At 67.2% G+C, this 14,936-nt stretch carries 16 protein-coding genes; 10 read left to right on the forward strand and 6 right to left on the reverse strand.

Annotated features, from left to right (window positions below):
* Window positions 1–100: 100 nt before the first annotated feature.
* The 4 genes from HMPREF2791_RS06510 to HMPREF2791_RS06525 form a co-directional block, all read right to left on the reverse strand.
* Window positions 101–394 (reverse strand): hypothetical protein, encoded by a 294-nt coding sequence (locus HMPREF2791_RS06510; RefSeq protein WP_070844799.1) that lies wholly within the window; start codon window positions 392–394, stop codon window positions 101–103.
* Between the two features lie 102 nt (window positions 395–496).
* Entirely contained in the window at window positions 497–1,156 is a 660-nt protein-coding gene (locus HMPREF2791_RS06515) for a TIGR03089 family protein (RefSeq protein WP_070844800.1), read from the reverse strand.
* Between the two features lie 27 nt (window positions 1,157–1,183).
* Window positions 1,184–2,815, reverse strand: a complete 1,632-nt coding sequence (locus HMPREF2791_RS06520; RefSeq protein WP_083327919.1) for an AbgT family transporter — start codon at window positions 2,813–2,815, stop codon at window positions 1,184–1,186.
* Between the two features lie 90 nt (window positions 2,816–2,905).
* On the reverse strand, window positions 2,906–4,507 hold the full coding sequence (locus HMPREF2791_RS06525) for an LCP family protein (protein WP_070844801.1): 1,602 nt from the start codon (window positions 4,505–4,507) through the stop codon (window positions 2,906–2,908).
* An 81-nt stretch (window positions 4,508–4,588) separates the two neighbouring features.
* On the opposite strand from HMPREF2791_RS06525, the gene HMPREF2791_RS06530 reads away from it, so the two are divergent.
* The 3 genes from HMPREF2791_RS06530 to HMPREF2791_RS06540 all read left to right on the forward strand — a co-directional run bounded on the left by HMPREF2791_RS06530 (window position 4,589) and on the right by HMPREF2791_RS06540 (window position 7,252).
* Window positions 4,589–5,521 (forward strand): glycosyltransferase family 2 protein, encoded by a 933-nt coding sequence (locus HMPREF2791_RS06530; RefSeq protein WP_070844802.1) that lies wholly within the window; start codon window positions 4,589–4,591, stop codon window positions 5,519–5,521.
* 35 nt (window positions 5,522–5,556) lie between these two features.
* Complete coding sequence (locus tag HMPREF2791_RS06535; RefSeq protein WP_070844803.1) at window positions 5,557–6,675, forward strand: mannose-1-phosphate guanylyltransferase; 1,119 nt, start codon at window positions 5,557–5,559, stop codon at window positions 6,673–6,675.
* 328 nt (window positions 6,676–7,003) lie between these two features.
* Window positions 7,004–7,252 (forward strand): WhiB family transcriptional regulator, encoded by a 249-nt coding sequence (locus tag HMPREF2791_RS06540; protein ID WP_171194374.1) that lies wholly within the window; start codon window positions 7,004–7,006, stop codon window positions 7,250–7,252.
* Window positions 7,253–7,255: 3 nt separating this feature from the next.
* Here the strand turns inward: HMPREF2791_RS06540 and HMPREF2791_RS06545 are convergent, their stop codons facing one another.
* Complete coding sequence (locus HMPREF2791_RS06545) at window positions 7,256–7,729, reverse strand: metallopeptidase family protein (protein WP_070844804.1); 474 nt, start codon at window positions 7,727–7,729, stop codon at window positions 7,256–7,258.
* A gap of 93 nt (window positions 7,730–7,822) precedes the next feature.
* Between HMPREF2791_RS06545 and HMPREF2791_RS06550 the strand changes: the two genes are divergently transcribed.
* The 4 genes from HMPREF2791_RS06550 to manA are packed head-to-tail and all read left to right on the forward strand — an operon-like array spanning window position 7,823 to window position 11,932.
* Window positions 7,823–8,290: a DUF3499 domain-containing protein gene (locus HMPREF2791_RS06550; RefSeq protein ID WP_083327920.1), complete on the forward strand. Its 468-nt coding sequence runs from the start codon at window positions 7,823–7,825 to the stop codon at window positions 8,288–8,290.
* Window positions 8,291–8,342: 52 nt separating this feature from the next.
* On the forward strand, window positions 8,343–9,713 hold the full coding sequence (locus HMPREF2791_RS06555; protein WP_070844806.1) for a phosphomannomutase/phosphoglucomutase: 1,371 nt from the start codon (window positions 8,343–8,345) through the stop codon (window positions 9,711–9,713).
* A 25-nt stretch (window positions 9,714–9,738) separates the two neighbouring features.
* Entirely contained in the window at window positions 9,739–10,740 is a 1,002-nt protein-coding gene (locus HMPREF2791_RS11855; protein ID WP_070844807.1) for a hypothetical protein, read from the forward strand.
* Window positions 10,741–10,750: 10 nt separating this feature from the next.
* Complete coding sequence (gene manA / locus HMPREF2791_RS06565) at window positions 10,751–11,932, forward strand: mannose-6-phosphate isomerase, class I (protein WP_070476140.1); 1,182 nt, start codon at window positions 10,751–10,753, stop codon at window positions 11,930–11,932.
* Here the strand turns inward: manA and HMPREF2791_RS06570 are convergent.
* Window positions 11,929–13,008 (reverse strand): hypothetical protein, encoded by a 1,080-nt coding sequence (locus HMPREF2791_RS06570; protein WP_141764939.1) that lies wholly within the window; start codon window positions 13,006–13,008, stop codon window positions 11,929–11,931. The genes manA and HMPREF2791_RS06570 overlap by 4 nt on opposite strands.
* 223 nt (window positions 13,009–13,231) lie before the next feature.
* Here HMPREF2791_RS06570 and HMPREF2791_RS06575 point away from each other — a divergent pair, with 223 nt between their 5' ends.
* Genes HMPREF2791_RS06575 through mtrA form a run of 3 tightly spaced genes read left to right on the forward strand, consistent with a single transcriptional unit; the run spans window position 13,232 to window position 14,914 of the window.
* Window positions 13,232–13,582, forward strand: a complete 351-nt coding sequence (locus HMPREF2791_RS06575; protein ID WP_070476145.1) for a hypothetical protein — start codon at window positions 13,232–13,234, stop codon at window positions 13,580–13,582.
* Window positions 13,583–13,586: 4 nt separating this feature from the next.
* Window positions 13,587–14,195, forward strand: a complete 609-nt coding sequence (locus tag HMPREF2791_RS06580; protein WP_070476148.1) for a dTMP kinase — start codon at window positions 13,587–13,589, stop codon at window positions 14,193–14,195.
* Between the two features lie 35 nt (window positions 14,196–14,230).
* Entirely contained in the window at window positions 14,231–14,914 is a 684-nt protein-coding gene (gene mtrA, locus HMPREF2791_RS06585) for an MtrAB system response regulator MtrA (protein ID WP_070476151.1), read from the forward strand.
* The last annotated feature ends 22 nt before the right edge of the window (window positions 14,915–14,936 follow it).

Here is a 14,936-nt window from a genome sequence, read left to right on the forward strand (position 1 = left end):
GTGGCGCATTAACCGCTTGATCCCGCCGCCCAAAAACGGCCAAGCTCAGGGGCGCTTCCTCAGGGTTTGTGCAACGGGAGGGTCCGCGCGGCCGGAAGTGTTACTTCTGCAGGCCCGGAAGGTTCAGGCCCAGGTGCGGGCCGGCGAAGTACAGGCCGGCGGCGCCGATGGTGGCCACAATGGCGAGGATGCTGGCGAGCAGGCCAGCGAAGCGCTTGGCGTTGTCGATTTCGTCCTGGGTGTACTCGGAGCTGCCCGGGCCACTGGACTGTTTTTCCTGGCCAGATGCGGTGTCGGTTGCCGGGGCGGCGGTGGCCACCGGGGCAACGCCCGCGACGAGGGCGGCGGCGAGCGCGGGGGCGATGGCGCGGCGAGAGAAAGAGCTGATGAGCATGAGCAGTCCCTTCATGGGCGTGAGCACGGGTGTATCCGCCACAGAATAACCGACCGCGCCTGATTGCCCCGCCACAGGCCCAGCGCCGGTCCCGCTCCGAAGCTACTGCCCGTCGATGAAGCGGGTGACCTTCTCCGTCTCGGCGATCTCCTGCAGCCTCTCTGTGGAGACCAGCCCGGTGACCACTACGACGGAGCCGCCGGCGGCGATGGGGCCGAGCACGTTCGCGGCGAACTCCTCAGTGGTGTGCCAGTCCTGCACCAGGTAGCGCTCCGCCTCAATGCCGGGCACGGCGAACGACCTCAAAGCGGGGGAGGCGCCAAAGTAGTCGTCGCCGTAGAAGCGCACGGTGGGGCCGAAGTCCACGGTGCCTACGGGCAGTTCACCGCCGGCTTCCACCACGCCGCGGCCGAACGGGTCGTCGGAGACCACCACGCAATCGGGCACCTCACTCCACCGCGCGGCACCATCCAGGGTGGTGAAGATGAGGTCGGGGGCGGGGGCACCGGAGGCGTCGATAAGCGGGGTGCGCGAGGAGTTGTATGCGCCGATGGCGATGACCGCCGCTTGCCACGACACCGGCAGGTCGATGGCGACCTCGTCGCCGGCGTCGAATTCCTCATCGAGCATGTTGGCGACCTTGCTGGCCCAGTTGTCCAGCGTCTGCGCCGAAAAATCCATGCGCACGCCGCGCGAGTCGTCGTAGACGGTCAGGCGCGGCGTCGACGGGTCAGTCTGCATTAGCGGTGCGAGCATGCTCATGCCCGCCCATCGTAAGGGGCAATTGCTTTACGACGCCAACATGATCGCCGCGCCCGGCCCCAACGGCAGGTCGAACTGGTACCAGATGAACAGCAGTACCAGCCAGAACATCCAGAACACCACCGTGAACACGATCAGGCGCGACATCAGGGTGCCGATGCCAGCCTTTGGTTCGTAGCGGCGCAGCTGGGTGAGGATGACGATGATGTACGGGTTGAGCGGGGTGATGATCTGCGTTGCGGAATCTCCGACGCGGTAGGCGGCTTGGATAAACGCCGGGTCGAAACCCAACAGGGCGAACATGGGCACGAATACTGCGGCCATGAGCGTCCACAGCGCGGAGCCGGAGATGACCAGCAGATTCAGGCAGGAGGCGAGGACGACAAATGCGAGGATTGCGCCGAAACCGCCGATGCCCGCGGACTCGAGGGCTTGCGCGCCCTTGACGGCAGTCCAGGTGCCGATGCCGGTCCAGTTGAACAGTGCGATGAACTGGCCGAGGATGAACGCCAGCACCAGAAAGCCGGTCATTTCCTTGATGGACGAGCCCATCATGTCCGTGACGTCGGTGACGCTTTTCACGGTGCCGGCGGCCTTGCCGTAGACCAGGCCCATGACCACGAAGTAGAGCACCACGATGAACACGGTGGACTGCATCAGCGGCGAATCCGGCAGGAAGGTACCTTCCTCGTTGCGCCACGGCGAGCCCGGCACCAGCACGGCGACGGTGCCTGCGACGGTGAGCAGGAGCGTGGCCCACAGCGTGGCGGTCAGGCCATGCTTTTCGGCTGCGGTGAGCTCGGCGGTGATCTCGTTGCCGTCGCGGTCCAGGTCCGGAGCGTCCTCGCCGGGCGCGACCTCGGTGGGCACGCCCAGTTTGTTTAGGCGCGGCTCCAGCACCTTGTCGATGATCAGGCCGGCGATGAAGCCCAGAATGGAGGCGGAGGCGATGTTGAACCAGTAGTTGGACATCACCGTGACCTCGTTCGCCTCGAGGCTGGGCAGCGCCTCCATGACGGAGTTGGTGATGCCCGCGAACAGCGCGTCCAGGGAGCCGGGCAGGATCGACGTGGCGTAACCGGCGCCCACGGAAGCGAAGCCGCCCAGCAGGCCGGCGACGGGGTGGCGGCCGGCGGCCTTGAACACCATGGCAGCCAGCGGCGGGATGACAATGAAAGCCGGGTCTGCGATCAGGGAGGCGGACACGCCGATCAGGCCCACCGCGTAGGGCAGGACGGTTGTGTTGGCGGAGCCGAACAAGCGGCGGATCAGCGCCGAGAGCATGCCGGAGCGCTCTGCGATGCCCACGGCCAGGATGATGGGCAGGACGTAAACCAGCGGCGGGAAGCCGACGTAGTTTTCGCCCAGGTTCACGGTGAACCAGGCCAGGCCTTCCTTGGTGAAGAACCCGTGGATGGGGCGGACCTCGTCTGAGCCGGGGACCTGGACCTGGGCCCCGGACCAAGCCATCACCGTAGAGATGACGGCGGTGATGAGGAACAAAAGCAAAAAGAGGGTGAACGGCTCGGGGAGTTTGTTGCCCACCTTCTCGATGGTGCCCAGGACGCGGTCGGTCGCGCTCTGCTTCTCGGGCGCGTGAACCCTGTTGGCAGTTGTGGTGGTGTCTGGCGATGGCTCGGGCCGTGATGTGCGAGTCATGCATTCTGGTTTTACCAAAGTGCGAGCAGGGTTTTCTCCAGTTTTGGGAAATTCTGGAATTGCATTCCCAAACAGTGGGATGGGGCGGGGCTAGTTCACGCAGCGCGGGCTGTCGCCGTCGGCGGTGATCTCGGGGCCGACCACGGTCGCGCCGAAATCCTCGCCCGGGGTGCCCACCGGCGCCTCTTGCTGCGCTTCATCCTCGGTCAAAACACCCGGTCCGGCGTAATCGTCAGCCACGACGGCCACCATCGTGCCCGGCTCGAGCGAGGCGTTGGCCACCACAGGCACACCGCCGAGGATGCGGGCGAGTTCTTGCGCCGCGGGGTCGTTGGCGTCGGCGGCCAACACCTGGCTCTGGAAGTACAGGCCCTCCATGGCGTTTGCCACCTCGGAGACCTGGAGGCCCTGTTTGCCCAGCTCCTCGCCGACGCGGCCCGCCTGGCCCGGCACGGCGCCAGCGTTGAGCACGATGACATCCTGGGTGCCAAGCGTCGAGGACGACGCAGAGTCGGTGGAGTCGGGCGAGTCGGAGGTCTCGGTGGTGTCCTCTTCTTCCTGCTCGGGCTCCACCGCGTCTTCCATGAACCGGTGCACCTGGGCCACGTCGACGGTGATGATGGATTCGCCGTAGTCGCCGATGCCGTTGACGGAGGTGACCGGAATGGTGGTGAACGTGACGTTGTCGCCCGCCAGGCCGGAAAGCTGCTGGGCGAAGCGGACAACATCCCAACCCTTGTCCAGCGTGACGGAGCGCTCCGCTGCGTTGGCCAGCTCGCGCAGGCGTGCCGGGTTGGTCAGGGTGCCCGCGGAAAGCATGTTGCGCACAAGCGACGCCATGAATGTCTGCTGGCGGACAATGCGGTCGAGGTCGCCGCGGGGCAGGTCGTGGCGTTGGCGCACGAACGACAGCGCCTGGGTGCCGTTGAGGGTTTGCACGCCGGCGGGGAAGTGTGCGCCGGACAGCGGCTCGTCCACAGCGTTGTTGAGGCACACGGTCACACCGCCCACGGCGTCCGTGAGCAGGACGAAGCCGAGCAGTCCCACCTGCGCGAAGTGGTCCACCTCCACGCCGGTGAGGTCGGCCACCGCGTCGATCAGCCCCTCTTGGCCCGCGCGCGCGACCCGCTGCTCCAGCTCGGGGCCTTCGGACATGCCCTCTTCCTCGACCAGCTCTTCGCGCTTGTCGGCAGCGTAGGCGCCGTAAACGCCGTTGATCTTGAGGTTGCCGTAGGTGGAGTCGTGGACGTAGGTGTCGCGCGGGATGGAAACGGCCGTCGCCTTCGAGCCGTCCTCCGGGATGCGGACAACCATGATGGTGTCGGTGTTGATCTCGCCGTCGGCCACACCGGCGTTGAGGCGGGCGAGCTCGTCCTCGCTTAAGGGGTTGCCCTGCGCGTCCGTGCGCGAGTCGGAGCCGACGAGCAGGATATCCACCGCGCCGTCGAGCACCGCGTCGTCCTTGTTGCCCTTGCCCTTGGATTTGCTCTGGGAGCTCACGTCCAGCTCTGAGGCGGACAGCTGCCCGCCCAGGCGGCCGACGGCGAAGTAGCCGACGCCGGACAGAGTGATGGCCAGGGCGGAGACCACCGCCAGGACCCCTTTGATCACGGGGTGGCCGGACTGGGACACGTCTCGCGTTCGCGATGGTGCCGCCTGAATGTCGCGGGCACGGCGGTTGGGGTCAGTCACGCGGGGAAGTATACGACATCCCCGCCTGAATCCCTGCCGCAGTGCCTGTGCCGTACACCAATTTCGGCCCCACTGGTGGGTATGATTCCAGCCATTGTGAACGCTGACTCTCTCCATCCGACTGACGCGCCGCTCGCGGTGATCACGGTGACGTACTCGCCGGGCGAGCATTTGTCGCACCTGATTGCGTCGCTCGACGCGGCGACGCGCGGCGAGGTGCATTTGGTCTGCGCGGACAACGGCTCCACCGACGGTGCGCCGCAGCGCGCCGCCGCTCAGCACGAGCGCGTGGAATTCCTTCCCACCGGCGGAAACATTGGCTACGGGGCGGCGATTAATGTCGCGGCCGCGGCGCTTGCGGAGCGTCGAGAAGCGAATGCGATCCGAAACGACTACTTCCTCATCGTCAACCCCGACGTCGAGTTCGGCCCGGGCAGCATCGACGAGCTGATCCGCTGCATCGACGCCGCTCCAAAGGTGGGGGCGGCGGGCCCGCGCATCGAGGAAGCGGACGGCTCCGCGTACCCGAGCGCCCGCGAGGTGCCCGGGCTTGCCACAGGCATCGGGCATGCATTGCTTTACGACGTCTGGCCGCGCAACCCGTTTTCCCGCGCCTACAAGGCGGACGCGAACATGCACGTCCAGCGCACCGCAGGATGGCTCTCGGGCGCGTGCCTGCTGGTGCGGTGGGACGCGTTCGATGCCATCGGCGGCTTCGACGAGCGCTACTTCATGTATCTCGAAGACATCGACTTCGGCGACAGGCTTACGCGCGCAGGGTGGGACAACCTGTACTGCCCGTCGTCGGTGATCCTGCACGACCAGGGCCACGTGGCGGGCAAGTTCCGCAAGGTCACGGTGCCCGCCCATCACGGTTCGGCCTACCGCTTCCAGCGCGACAGGCACCCGCACCCGTGGCAGGCACCGCTGCGGTGGGCGTTGTGGCTCGGGCTGAAGGTGCGCGGGGCGTTCCAACTTGGCCTGCGCAAACCGCGGCGGCGCACCGATACTTAGTTAGACCACAAACACCAGGAAGAAAAGGACAAGCAATGGCAACTTCGGAGCACATCGGCGCCGCGCAGGCGCCCGACGGGGCAGTCACTGAGATGGACGCGGTGATCCTGGTGGGCGGGCGCGGCACGCGTCTGCGCCCGCTGACGGTGTCCACCCCGAAGCCGATGCTGCCCACCGCGGGCTACCCGTTTTTGGCGCACCTGCTCGCCCGCATCAAGGCGGCAGGCATGAACCACGTGGTGCTGGGCACGTCGTACAAGGCTGAGGTGTTCGAGGAGTACTTCGGCGACGGCTCCGAGTTCGGCTTGGAAATCGAGTACGTGGTGGAGGAAGAGGCCCTCGGCACCGGCGGCGGCATCCGCAACGTGTACGACAAGCTGCGCTACGACAACGCCATGGTGTTCAACGGCGACGTGCTCTCCGGTGCGGACCTGTCCGCCATCGCCACCACCCACGTGGACAAGGACGCCGACGTGACGCTGCACCTGGTGCGCGTGCCGGATCCGCGCGCGTTCGGCTCGGTGCCTACCGACGAGGACGGCAACGTGCTGGCGTTTTTGGAGAAGACGGAGGATCCGCCGACCGACCAGATCAACGCCGGATGCTACGTGTTCAAGCGCTCTGTGATCGAGCAGATCCCGGCCGGGCGCGTGGTGTCGGTGGAGCGCGACACGTTCCCGGGTCTGCTGGAGGCGGGCGCGAAGGTGGTCGGCCACGTGGATTCGTCCTACTGGCGCGACATGGGCCGCCCGGACGATTTCGTCCAGGGGTCTTCCGATGTGGTGCGCGGCATCGCGTACTCGCCGTTGCTCGAGGGGCGTACGGGCGAGTCGCTTGTGGACGACTCCGCTGGCGTCGCGCACGGCGTCATCCTCATCGGCGGCACGGCTGTGGGCCGCGGCTGCGAGATCGGGGCCGGCTCGCGTGTGGACGACTCGGTGATTTTCGACGGCGTGACCATCGAGCCTGGCGCAATGGTGCGCAACTCGATTATCGCCGCTGGTGCGCGGATCGGCGCGAACGCGCGGATCACGGACTGCGTGATCGGCGAGGGCGCAACTATTGGCGCGCGTTGCGAGCTGCAGGCGGGCATGCGCGTGTGGCCGGGCGTGGAAATCCCGGATTCGGGAGTGCGTTTCTCTCCGGACGCGTAAGCGACACGCCAAAACCGGCAAATAGTTGCTCAAATCCGCACCACTACTAGATGTAGTACCCCCTGCGCCTACCCCCATCTCCCGCCGCGTGTGACTGATGTGACTCGTGTGACGAGCGACGTGGGAAATGGGGTCCGATGGGTGAAAACTGCAGAATTCTGGTTGCAGCTATTTAGTGTCTCGGTGTGTAATCACAGCAGTGTCATCCGCAGAACCCGCCCGCTGGGAACTGCGGTCACCACTCTTATACGACCGACAAGCAACTAAGGAAGGTAATGGCGTGGAAAACCAGGCAGACGCCACCCTCCGCGGCGCAGCCGCAGGAGGGATGACCCTCGACGAGTTGTTCGGCGCCGTCGAGCAGGAGTGGCAGGACCAGGCACTGTGTGCCCAGACCGACCCGGAGGCGTTCTTCCCCGAGAAGGGCGGCTCCACCCGTGAGGCGAAACGAATCTGCAAGGCATGCGCCGTACGCGACGAATGCTTGGAGTACGCACTCGAGCACGACGAGCGATTCGGCATTTGGGGCGGACTCTCCGACCGTGAGCGCCGCCGCCTGAAAAAGCAGATCGGCTAAGCCTTACCAGGGGAAGTCTGGGGAGATAGTCCTCGGATCCAAGTTGAGGTAATTGGCAACAAGAGCGGTCAGAACCCATGTGATGAGTTCTGACCGCTCTTGTGTATGCGCAGTACGGTGCTCGATAGGCATGCGGAACACAACAAAGCGTGCTCGAGTGGGGTTGCCGTGCTTATCCACGCCGGCCTGCAATACGCGCCCGAGCGGCACTGGGCCGTCGGCGATGATCTCGTCGGGTAGCACCGTCATGTCGGGGTGTAAGCGCATGCGCGGGATGGTGTCGACTGCAAGATCCACGCCGGCCAGCTCGTTGAAGTACTGGTTGTGCAGTGGTGCGTAGGCGTCGATGACCAGCTGGTCGAAGCTGTCGGCGCGGGTGCGGTAGCGCGGCACGCCGACCGGCAGAATGGGCCCGCGCACGCCCCGGCCGTGACGGTTGCGGGCCGGTTGCACGTGGGAGGGGCCTGTCGAGCTCATAGCTGGCAATGCTATTGCCCCGCGCGGCAAAGGTGGCGCGGGCGCGCCGCGTTGCACTATCGAAATCTCAATGTGGGGTTTAGACTTGGCGCCGTGAATATTTACCGCCGTTGTTGCCGCCCCGGGTGCGGCCGGCCCGCTGTGGCCACGCTGATCTACGCGTACGCGGATTCGACGGCAGTGGTTGGACCGCTCGCGCCCACCCCGGACCCGCACGCTTGGGACTTGTGCGAGCGCCACTCCGCGCACATCACCGCCCCGGTGGGGTGGGAGCTTGTCCGCGTCGAGCACGTCGAGCTTGACGACGATGAAATGGACGAGGAGAACACCGACATCACCGCACTCGCGGAGGCGGTGCGCGAAGCAGGAAGGGTGACCACCGGGCTGGTGGAAACCGGCCAGGACCCGATCGAGTACTCGGCGGAGAAAGACTTCAACAACCCGGACACCTCCAACCACCCGGTGCACCGCACGAAGCGGGTGGAGGAGCAGATCGCGGCTGCCAAGGCGGCGCGTCGCTCGCACTTGCGCATCGTGCCGGACCCGGAGGCAGAGCAGTAGCAACAGCGGTCTGCGCAGGCCCGTGTCGGGGGCGCGCGATAAGATACCGCGCATGGCTATTGAGCACACAGCAGAGACGCTGAAGAGCGTTATCAAGGCGTACGACGTCCGCGGCGTCGTCGGCGAGACCATCGACGAGGACTTCGTCCGCACCGCAGGTGCGGCGTTCGCGCACATCCTGCGCGGGGAAGGCGAGACCCGCATCGCTGTCGGCCACGACATGCGCCCCTCTTCGCCGGCGCTTGCAGACGCCTTCGCGCAAGGCGCCGCCAGCCAGGGGATCAACGTGACCCTGCTGGGCCTGACGTCCACCGACGAGCTCTACTTCGTCGCCGGCACCCAGCACTGCGCCGGCGCGATGTTCACCGCCTCGCACAACCCGGCGCAGTACAACGGCATCAAGCTCTGCCGCGCGGGCGCGACCCCGGTGTCCACGGACACCGGCCTGGGCGAGATTGGCCGCATGATCCTCGAGGGCGTGCCGGGGTACGAGGGGGAAGCGGGAGTCGTCGATAAGCATGACGCCCTGGAGGAGTACGCCTCCTACCTGCGCGAACTTGTGCCGGTGCCCACGCGCCGCAAGCTTGTTGTCGCGGTGGACGCGGCCAACGGCATGGCCGGCATGACGGTGCCGGCGGTGCTGGGGGACATGGACATCCGCCCGCTGTACTTCGAGCTCGACGGCACCTTCCCCAACCACGAGGCGAACCCGCTGGACCCGAAGAACCTGGTGGACCTGCAGAAGTTCACCGTGGAGCAGGGCGCAGACATCGGCCTGGCTTTCGACGGCGACGCGGACCGCTGCTTCGTGGTGGACGAGCGCGGCGAGGCCGTCTCCCCGTCCGCGATCACCGCGCTGATTGCCACCCGTACGCTTGAGCAGCACCCGGGCGCGACGATCATCCACAACCTGATCACCTCGCGTGCGGTGCCGGAGCTGATCGAAGAGCACGGCGGCAAGGCGGTGCGCACCCGCGTGGGCCACTCCTACATCAAGGCGCAGATGGCGGAGCACTCCGCGCTGTTCGGCGGCGAGCACTCCGCGCACTACTACTTCGCCGAGTTCTTCAACGCCGACTCCGGCCTGGTGGCCGCGCTGCACGTGCTGGCAGCGCTGGCGGAACAGGACGCGCCGCTGAGCGAGCTGATGGGCGCCTACGAACGCTACACCGCCTCCGGCGAGATCAACTCTGAGGTCGCCGACCAGGCTGCGGCCACGCAGCGTGTGGTGGACGCGTTTTCGGACCGCGCGGAATCCGTGGACACCCTCGACGGCGTGACGGTGCAGTTGAAGGACTCCAAGGCGTGGTTCAACGTGCGCGCATCCAATACCGAGCCGCTGCTGCGCCTGAATGCCGAGGCGCCGACGCGCGAAGAAGTCGACGCGCTGACGGAGGAAATCCTCGGCATCATCCGCGCGTAACCATCCCCGCGTACGCTCGCGGGGTATGAACGGTTTTTCCAGGGAAGACGCCCTGTTTTTCGACATCGCCCACGAGGGCGCCCAGCTGCGCGCCGTGGGCCAGGCGGCGCACCTGCTTGCGGGGCTGCGCGGGCTTGAGCCCCGCAGCGTGGTCGTGCTTGCCACGGACCAGGTCGCTGCGGCCGCGGCGCGTGCGGTGGCGGCGTTCGCCGCCCCGCTCGAGGTGCCGGTGGTGGTCGCAGACGAGCTGCCCGCGTACGTTGGGGCGCTCGATGTCGTGGTGGTGCTCGGCGACAATGCCGGCCGCGAGGAGGATCTGCGCGGGTTGATCACCGCGGCCAACCGCGGCGCCGAAACCATTCTCGCCGGGCCGAAGCAGGGGCCCTTGCTTGACGACGCACCACAGGCCACCACCGCCATCCCCGCCCTGCCCGACACCGCTGGGGCCTCCCCGCTTCGCACCTGCGCCGTGGTCGGGGCGGTGCTTGCCGCGCTGCGCCAGCCAACCGAAGTGGTGGCGGAGCGGTTCGAGCTCCTGGCGGCGGAAGTGGACGCCGAGCTGGAGTCTGTCTCACCAAGGCGCGACGTGGCGGTCAACGCCGCGCGAAAGCTGCGCGCGCAGGCCGAGGGCGCCCGTGTGCTCCACACCGGCGTCGGGCGGGCAGGAAGCGCGGTGGCAGAGCTGGTGGCGGCATTGTGGTCCACGCACGGCATCCCTGCTTCCGCCGTGGGCGCGGAGGAACTTCCCTTCGCCGTCGAGCGTGCTCAGGAGGGCAATTCCACGGCTGGCGCGGACGATTTGTTCCACGACCCCTACATCGACGGCCCCGCGAAGCTGGTAGGTTTAACAACCGTTGTTTGGTCGTGCGGGACCGCCAGCCCGGTGGTCTCGGCGGGCAGCCGGGTCGAGTCCGTGGAGACGGACGTGGATGATCCGGCGGCCCGTGCGGCGCGCCTGGTTGCCAGGGCGTACGCGGCGACGGCGCTTGCAGCCGACGCCGCCGATGCCGCCGCCTCGGAGGAGTAGAAGGAGAACCATGGAGCACCTTGAAGGAGCTCTGCGCCCCTACCCCTGGGGCTCCCACACGTTGATCGCTCAGCTGCGCGGCGAGCCTTCGCCGAGCCCGCAGCCCCAGGCGGAACTCTGGTTCGGCGCCCACCCGGCGGCCCCGGCGACGGTGAACGGGCAGGGCCTGGACGACGCCATCGCCGCCGACCCGGCCGCCGCGTTGGGCAAGCGCGTGCAGGACGCGCACGGCGACCAGCTGCCGTTTCTGGTCAAGCTGCTCGCCGCGGCCGCGCCCTTGAGCATTCAGGCCCACCCCTCGCTGGAGCAGGCCAAGGAAGGCTTCGCGCGCGAAAACGCCGAGGGCATCGAGCTGAACAGCCCGAACCGCAACTACAAGGACCCGAACCACAAACCGGAGCTCATCGTCGCGCTGACCGAGTTCCGCGCGCTGGCCGGGTTCCGCCCGGTGCAGGACACCGCGGCGTTTTTCGCCGAGCTGAGCAGTCCGGAGCTGGACCGCTACGCCACCTTGCTGCCCACGGATGGCGAAGGGGATCTGCGCGCGCTGTTCACCACGTTGATTTCCCTGCCGCACCAGCCGCGGGTGGAGCTGATCGAATCGGTGAAGCGTGCTGCGGCGGAGCTCGTCGATAAGCGCACAGCCCCTGCGTGGATGGTGGAGGCCGCCGAGGTTTACCTCGAGCTCAACCAGACCTACCCGGGCGATGTGGGCGTGCTGGCGGCGCTGCTGCTCAACGTGCTCACGCTTGCGCCGGGCGAGGCGGCGTTTCTGCGCGCCGGCCAGCTCCACGCCTACCTGTCCGGTCTGGGCGTGGAGGTCATGGCCAACTCCGACAACGTGCTGCGCGGCGGGTTGACCACCAAGCACGTGGATGTGCCGGAGCTGGTGAAGGTGCTGGACTTCAGCACCCTGGAAAACCCGCGGGCGGAAACGGCCCCGTCGCACGGCGGCGTGGAGTTCCAGCTTCCTGTGGACAGTTTCGCGGTGCGCATGCATGCGCTTGACGACGGCGACACGTTGGCCGTCGACGAAGACGGCCCCGCGATCGTGCTGTGCACCGCCGGCGAAGTGCGCGGCGCCGACGGGTTCGTCTTAACGCAGGGCAACGGCGCCTGGGTCCCGGCGAGCGAGGCGGCGACGGAAATCACCGCAGCCGGCAAAACCCAGGTGTTTGTGGCGACGGTCTAGCGGCCGGTGATCTTGTCAATCACGTCGCGGGCCGTCACGCCTTCTTTCTCGCGCGGGTAGCCTGCGACGTCTTCCTTGCCCGCGACGGGTGCCGGCGCCTTATTGCCTCCCGTGGCGGCATCCGGGGTCTGTGGCGCCTCGCTCGGCTGAGCGCTGCCCTGCGGTGCGGCGTCTGCCGCGCTTTCGGTGCCGGGGACCGATTGCGCTGCGACTCCTGCGCCCTGCATCCGCATCTCCGGGCGTTGGTCTTCCTGCGCGGCGGGGGATCCAGGCTCGGACGGGGAGCCCTCTTGGATTCCGTCCGGCACGTGCGACGGACCAGAGCCGTGGCCCGGCTGCGCGGTTGGCTCAGACTGCTCCGGCTGCTGCGTGGTCTGCGGCTGATCCGGGCGCTTCGACGGTTCCGCTGCCGGGGTGTGCGTCGGCTCGGTGGCCTCCGACGGCTGCACCTCGGATCCACCCGGTGCCGGGGTGGCGGCGGTGCTCGTCTGCGCGGCGCCGCCGTTGCCCGGCTCGCGCGGCGGGGTGCTGCCCGGCGTCTGCTGGGAGGTGGTGCGGTTGTCCGCGGAGGCCGGAGTGGGCTCCGCCGCCGGGTTGGCACCCTGCGGGGCGGCCATGGGCCGGGCCGGAGACGGCACGATGTTGGACGGGCGGTACACGCGCGACGGCTGCGTGGACTCCTGCGCCGGAGCGACTACCGCGTGCGGCGGCAGGTAGGGGTCGTGCGCCGCGTTGTAGCCGGTGGGCATGGAAGCGCCTGCGCGCCCTGCGCCGGAGCCTGTCGCTCCCGCCGCGCCCGCATCCGCGCCGTGGTGCGCGGCGGGGCCGTTGTCGGGGGAGTTGGTGGAGCTGCGCACGGTGCGGGTGTGCGTGAGGTTCTCCGTCACCGTCTCCGTTGTCGGGCTCGAGGTGGTGGAAGCGGCGCTGTTGCCAGTGGTGCCCGCGGCTTCCGCGGTAAACCCGGCGCGGTTGTTCTGGCCGGGTGCGGAGGTCGCCCACACCGTGAAACCGACGACGGCAGCAAGCAGTGCACCTGCGCCGATGAACACGGCTACCCGGCGTGCTGTCCCTTCCACGGTGACTCCTCCCGCGGGCGTTTCCGGCCCGCGCATTGGTTACAACTTGGTAACGTTTGGCTTCGTAGCACTGTTTATAGCACGTCATCGTGAAATGGGGAACCCCTGCGCGGCGAGTTGTTTTGCGTTTGAGTGCCCCGGAGCGTCGTTTTGCCGTATACAAATGGGTGCGACACGTTGTGCGGGCGCCCGCTCGCGCACCATCTACGGAAGGAGCGCCGCAGTGAGTACTTGGGACGAGCAGATTTTCACGGTCGATGCCAACACGGACTTCCTGGACGAGCTAGTCGATCTTGATTTCGAGGATGTTTTTGAAGCGGTGCGTGACGCGGTGCTCCTCGCCGCGAAGCAGGATTCTTCTGAGGAAGAGCTGCTCAACGGCCAGGCCGCAGCCACCATCGCGGCGATCTGGGCGGGCGCGCCGTTTTCCGCCGGCGAGATTGCGGAGACGTACCCGTTTATCCGCCTGCGCCCGGACGAGATGGACGAGCAGTTGGTGGAGTCTGCCGCTTCCGTGCTCGAGGAGGCGGACACTGAGGAGGACTTGGAGCAGTTCCTCGAGGCGCTGGCGTAGCTGAATGATTGTTGCAGTTGAAGGCATCGACGGCGCGGGCAAGAACACGCTAGTCACTGCGGTGAAGGAGCGCTTCGGCGCTGAGACGCTGGCGTTTCCGCGCTATGAAACGTCCGTGCATGCGCAGCTGGCGCACGACGCCTTGCATGGGCGCATGGGCGACCTGACGGATTCGGCGTTCGGTATGGCCACCCTGTTCGCCCTGGACAGGCATGGGGCGAAGCAGCTTCTCGACGGCTTCGCTGGCGACCCGCACAGCGTCATCGTCCTGGATCGTTATGTCGCCTCCAACGCGGCGTACACGAGCGCGCGCACGGGCGATCCGGCCGCCGTGAAGTGGGTCCACGACCTGGAGTTTGGAAAGTTGGGGCTGCCCAAGCCCGACTTGCAGGTGCTGGTGGACACCACCCCGGACGTTGCGCGCGAGCGCGCGGAGGCGCGCGAGGAACAGGACGCGACGCGCACCCGGGACCGCTACGAGCGCGACGTGGCGCTGCAGGTGGCGACGTTTCAGGCGTACGCCGAGCTTGCGGAGCGCAACTGGGCGAGCCGGTGGCTTCGCACGTCGGAACCGGCGGTTATCATGCAGGTAGTGGGCGAGCTGGCGCAGTAAGGCCAGCTCAGCGCGAAAAGGATAGAGGAGGACGCATGGCACCGAAGATCCTCGTGGTGGACGACGACCCGGCGATCAACGAGATGCTGACAATCGTGCTGGAGGCCGAGGGGTTCCAGACCAGCTCCGTGACGGACGGTGCCGAGGCGGTGCCCGCCTTCCGCTCGTTCGACCCGGATTTGATCCTTCTGGATCTGATGCTGCCGGGGATGAACGGCATCGACATTTGCCGCGAGATCCGCAAGGAGTCCGCGGTGCCGGTGGTCATGCTCACCGCCAAGACGGACACGGTGGACGTTGTGCTGGGTCTGGAGTCCGGCGCGGACGACTACATCACCAAACCCTTTAAGCCGAAGGAGCTTGTCGCCCGTATCCGCGCGCGCCTGCGCCGCACGGACGAGACTCCGGCGGACGTCTTCGAGGTCGGCGACCTGACCGTGGACGTGCCGCAGCACACCGTCACCCGCGGCGACGAGGAGATCCAGCTGACCCCGCTGGAGTTCGACCTGCTGGTGGAGATGGCACGCAAGCCGAACCAGGTGCACTCGCGCGAGGAGCTGCTGGAGTCCGTGTGGGGCTACCGCAACGCCTCCGACACACGCCTGGTCAACGTGCACGTGCAGCGCCTGCGCTCCAAGATTGAGCACGACCCGGAAAACCCGGAGATCATCCTCACCGTCCGCGGCGTGGGCTACAAGACCGGTAAGTCGGAGGTGTAGCACCTGGACGCCATACGTCGTG

It is taken from the genome of Corynebacterium sp. HMSC034A01 (assembly GCF_001838175.1).
Classification (GTDB): domain Bacteria; phylum Actinomycetota; class Actinomycetes; order Mycobacteriales; family Mycobacteriaceae; genus Corynebacterium.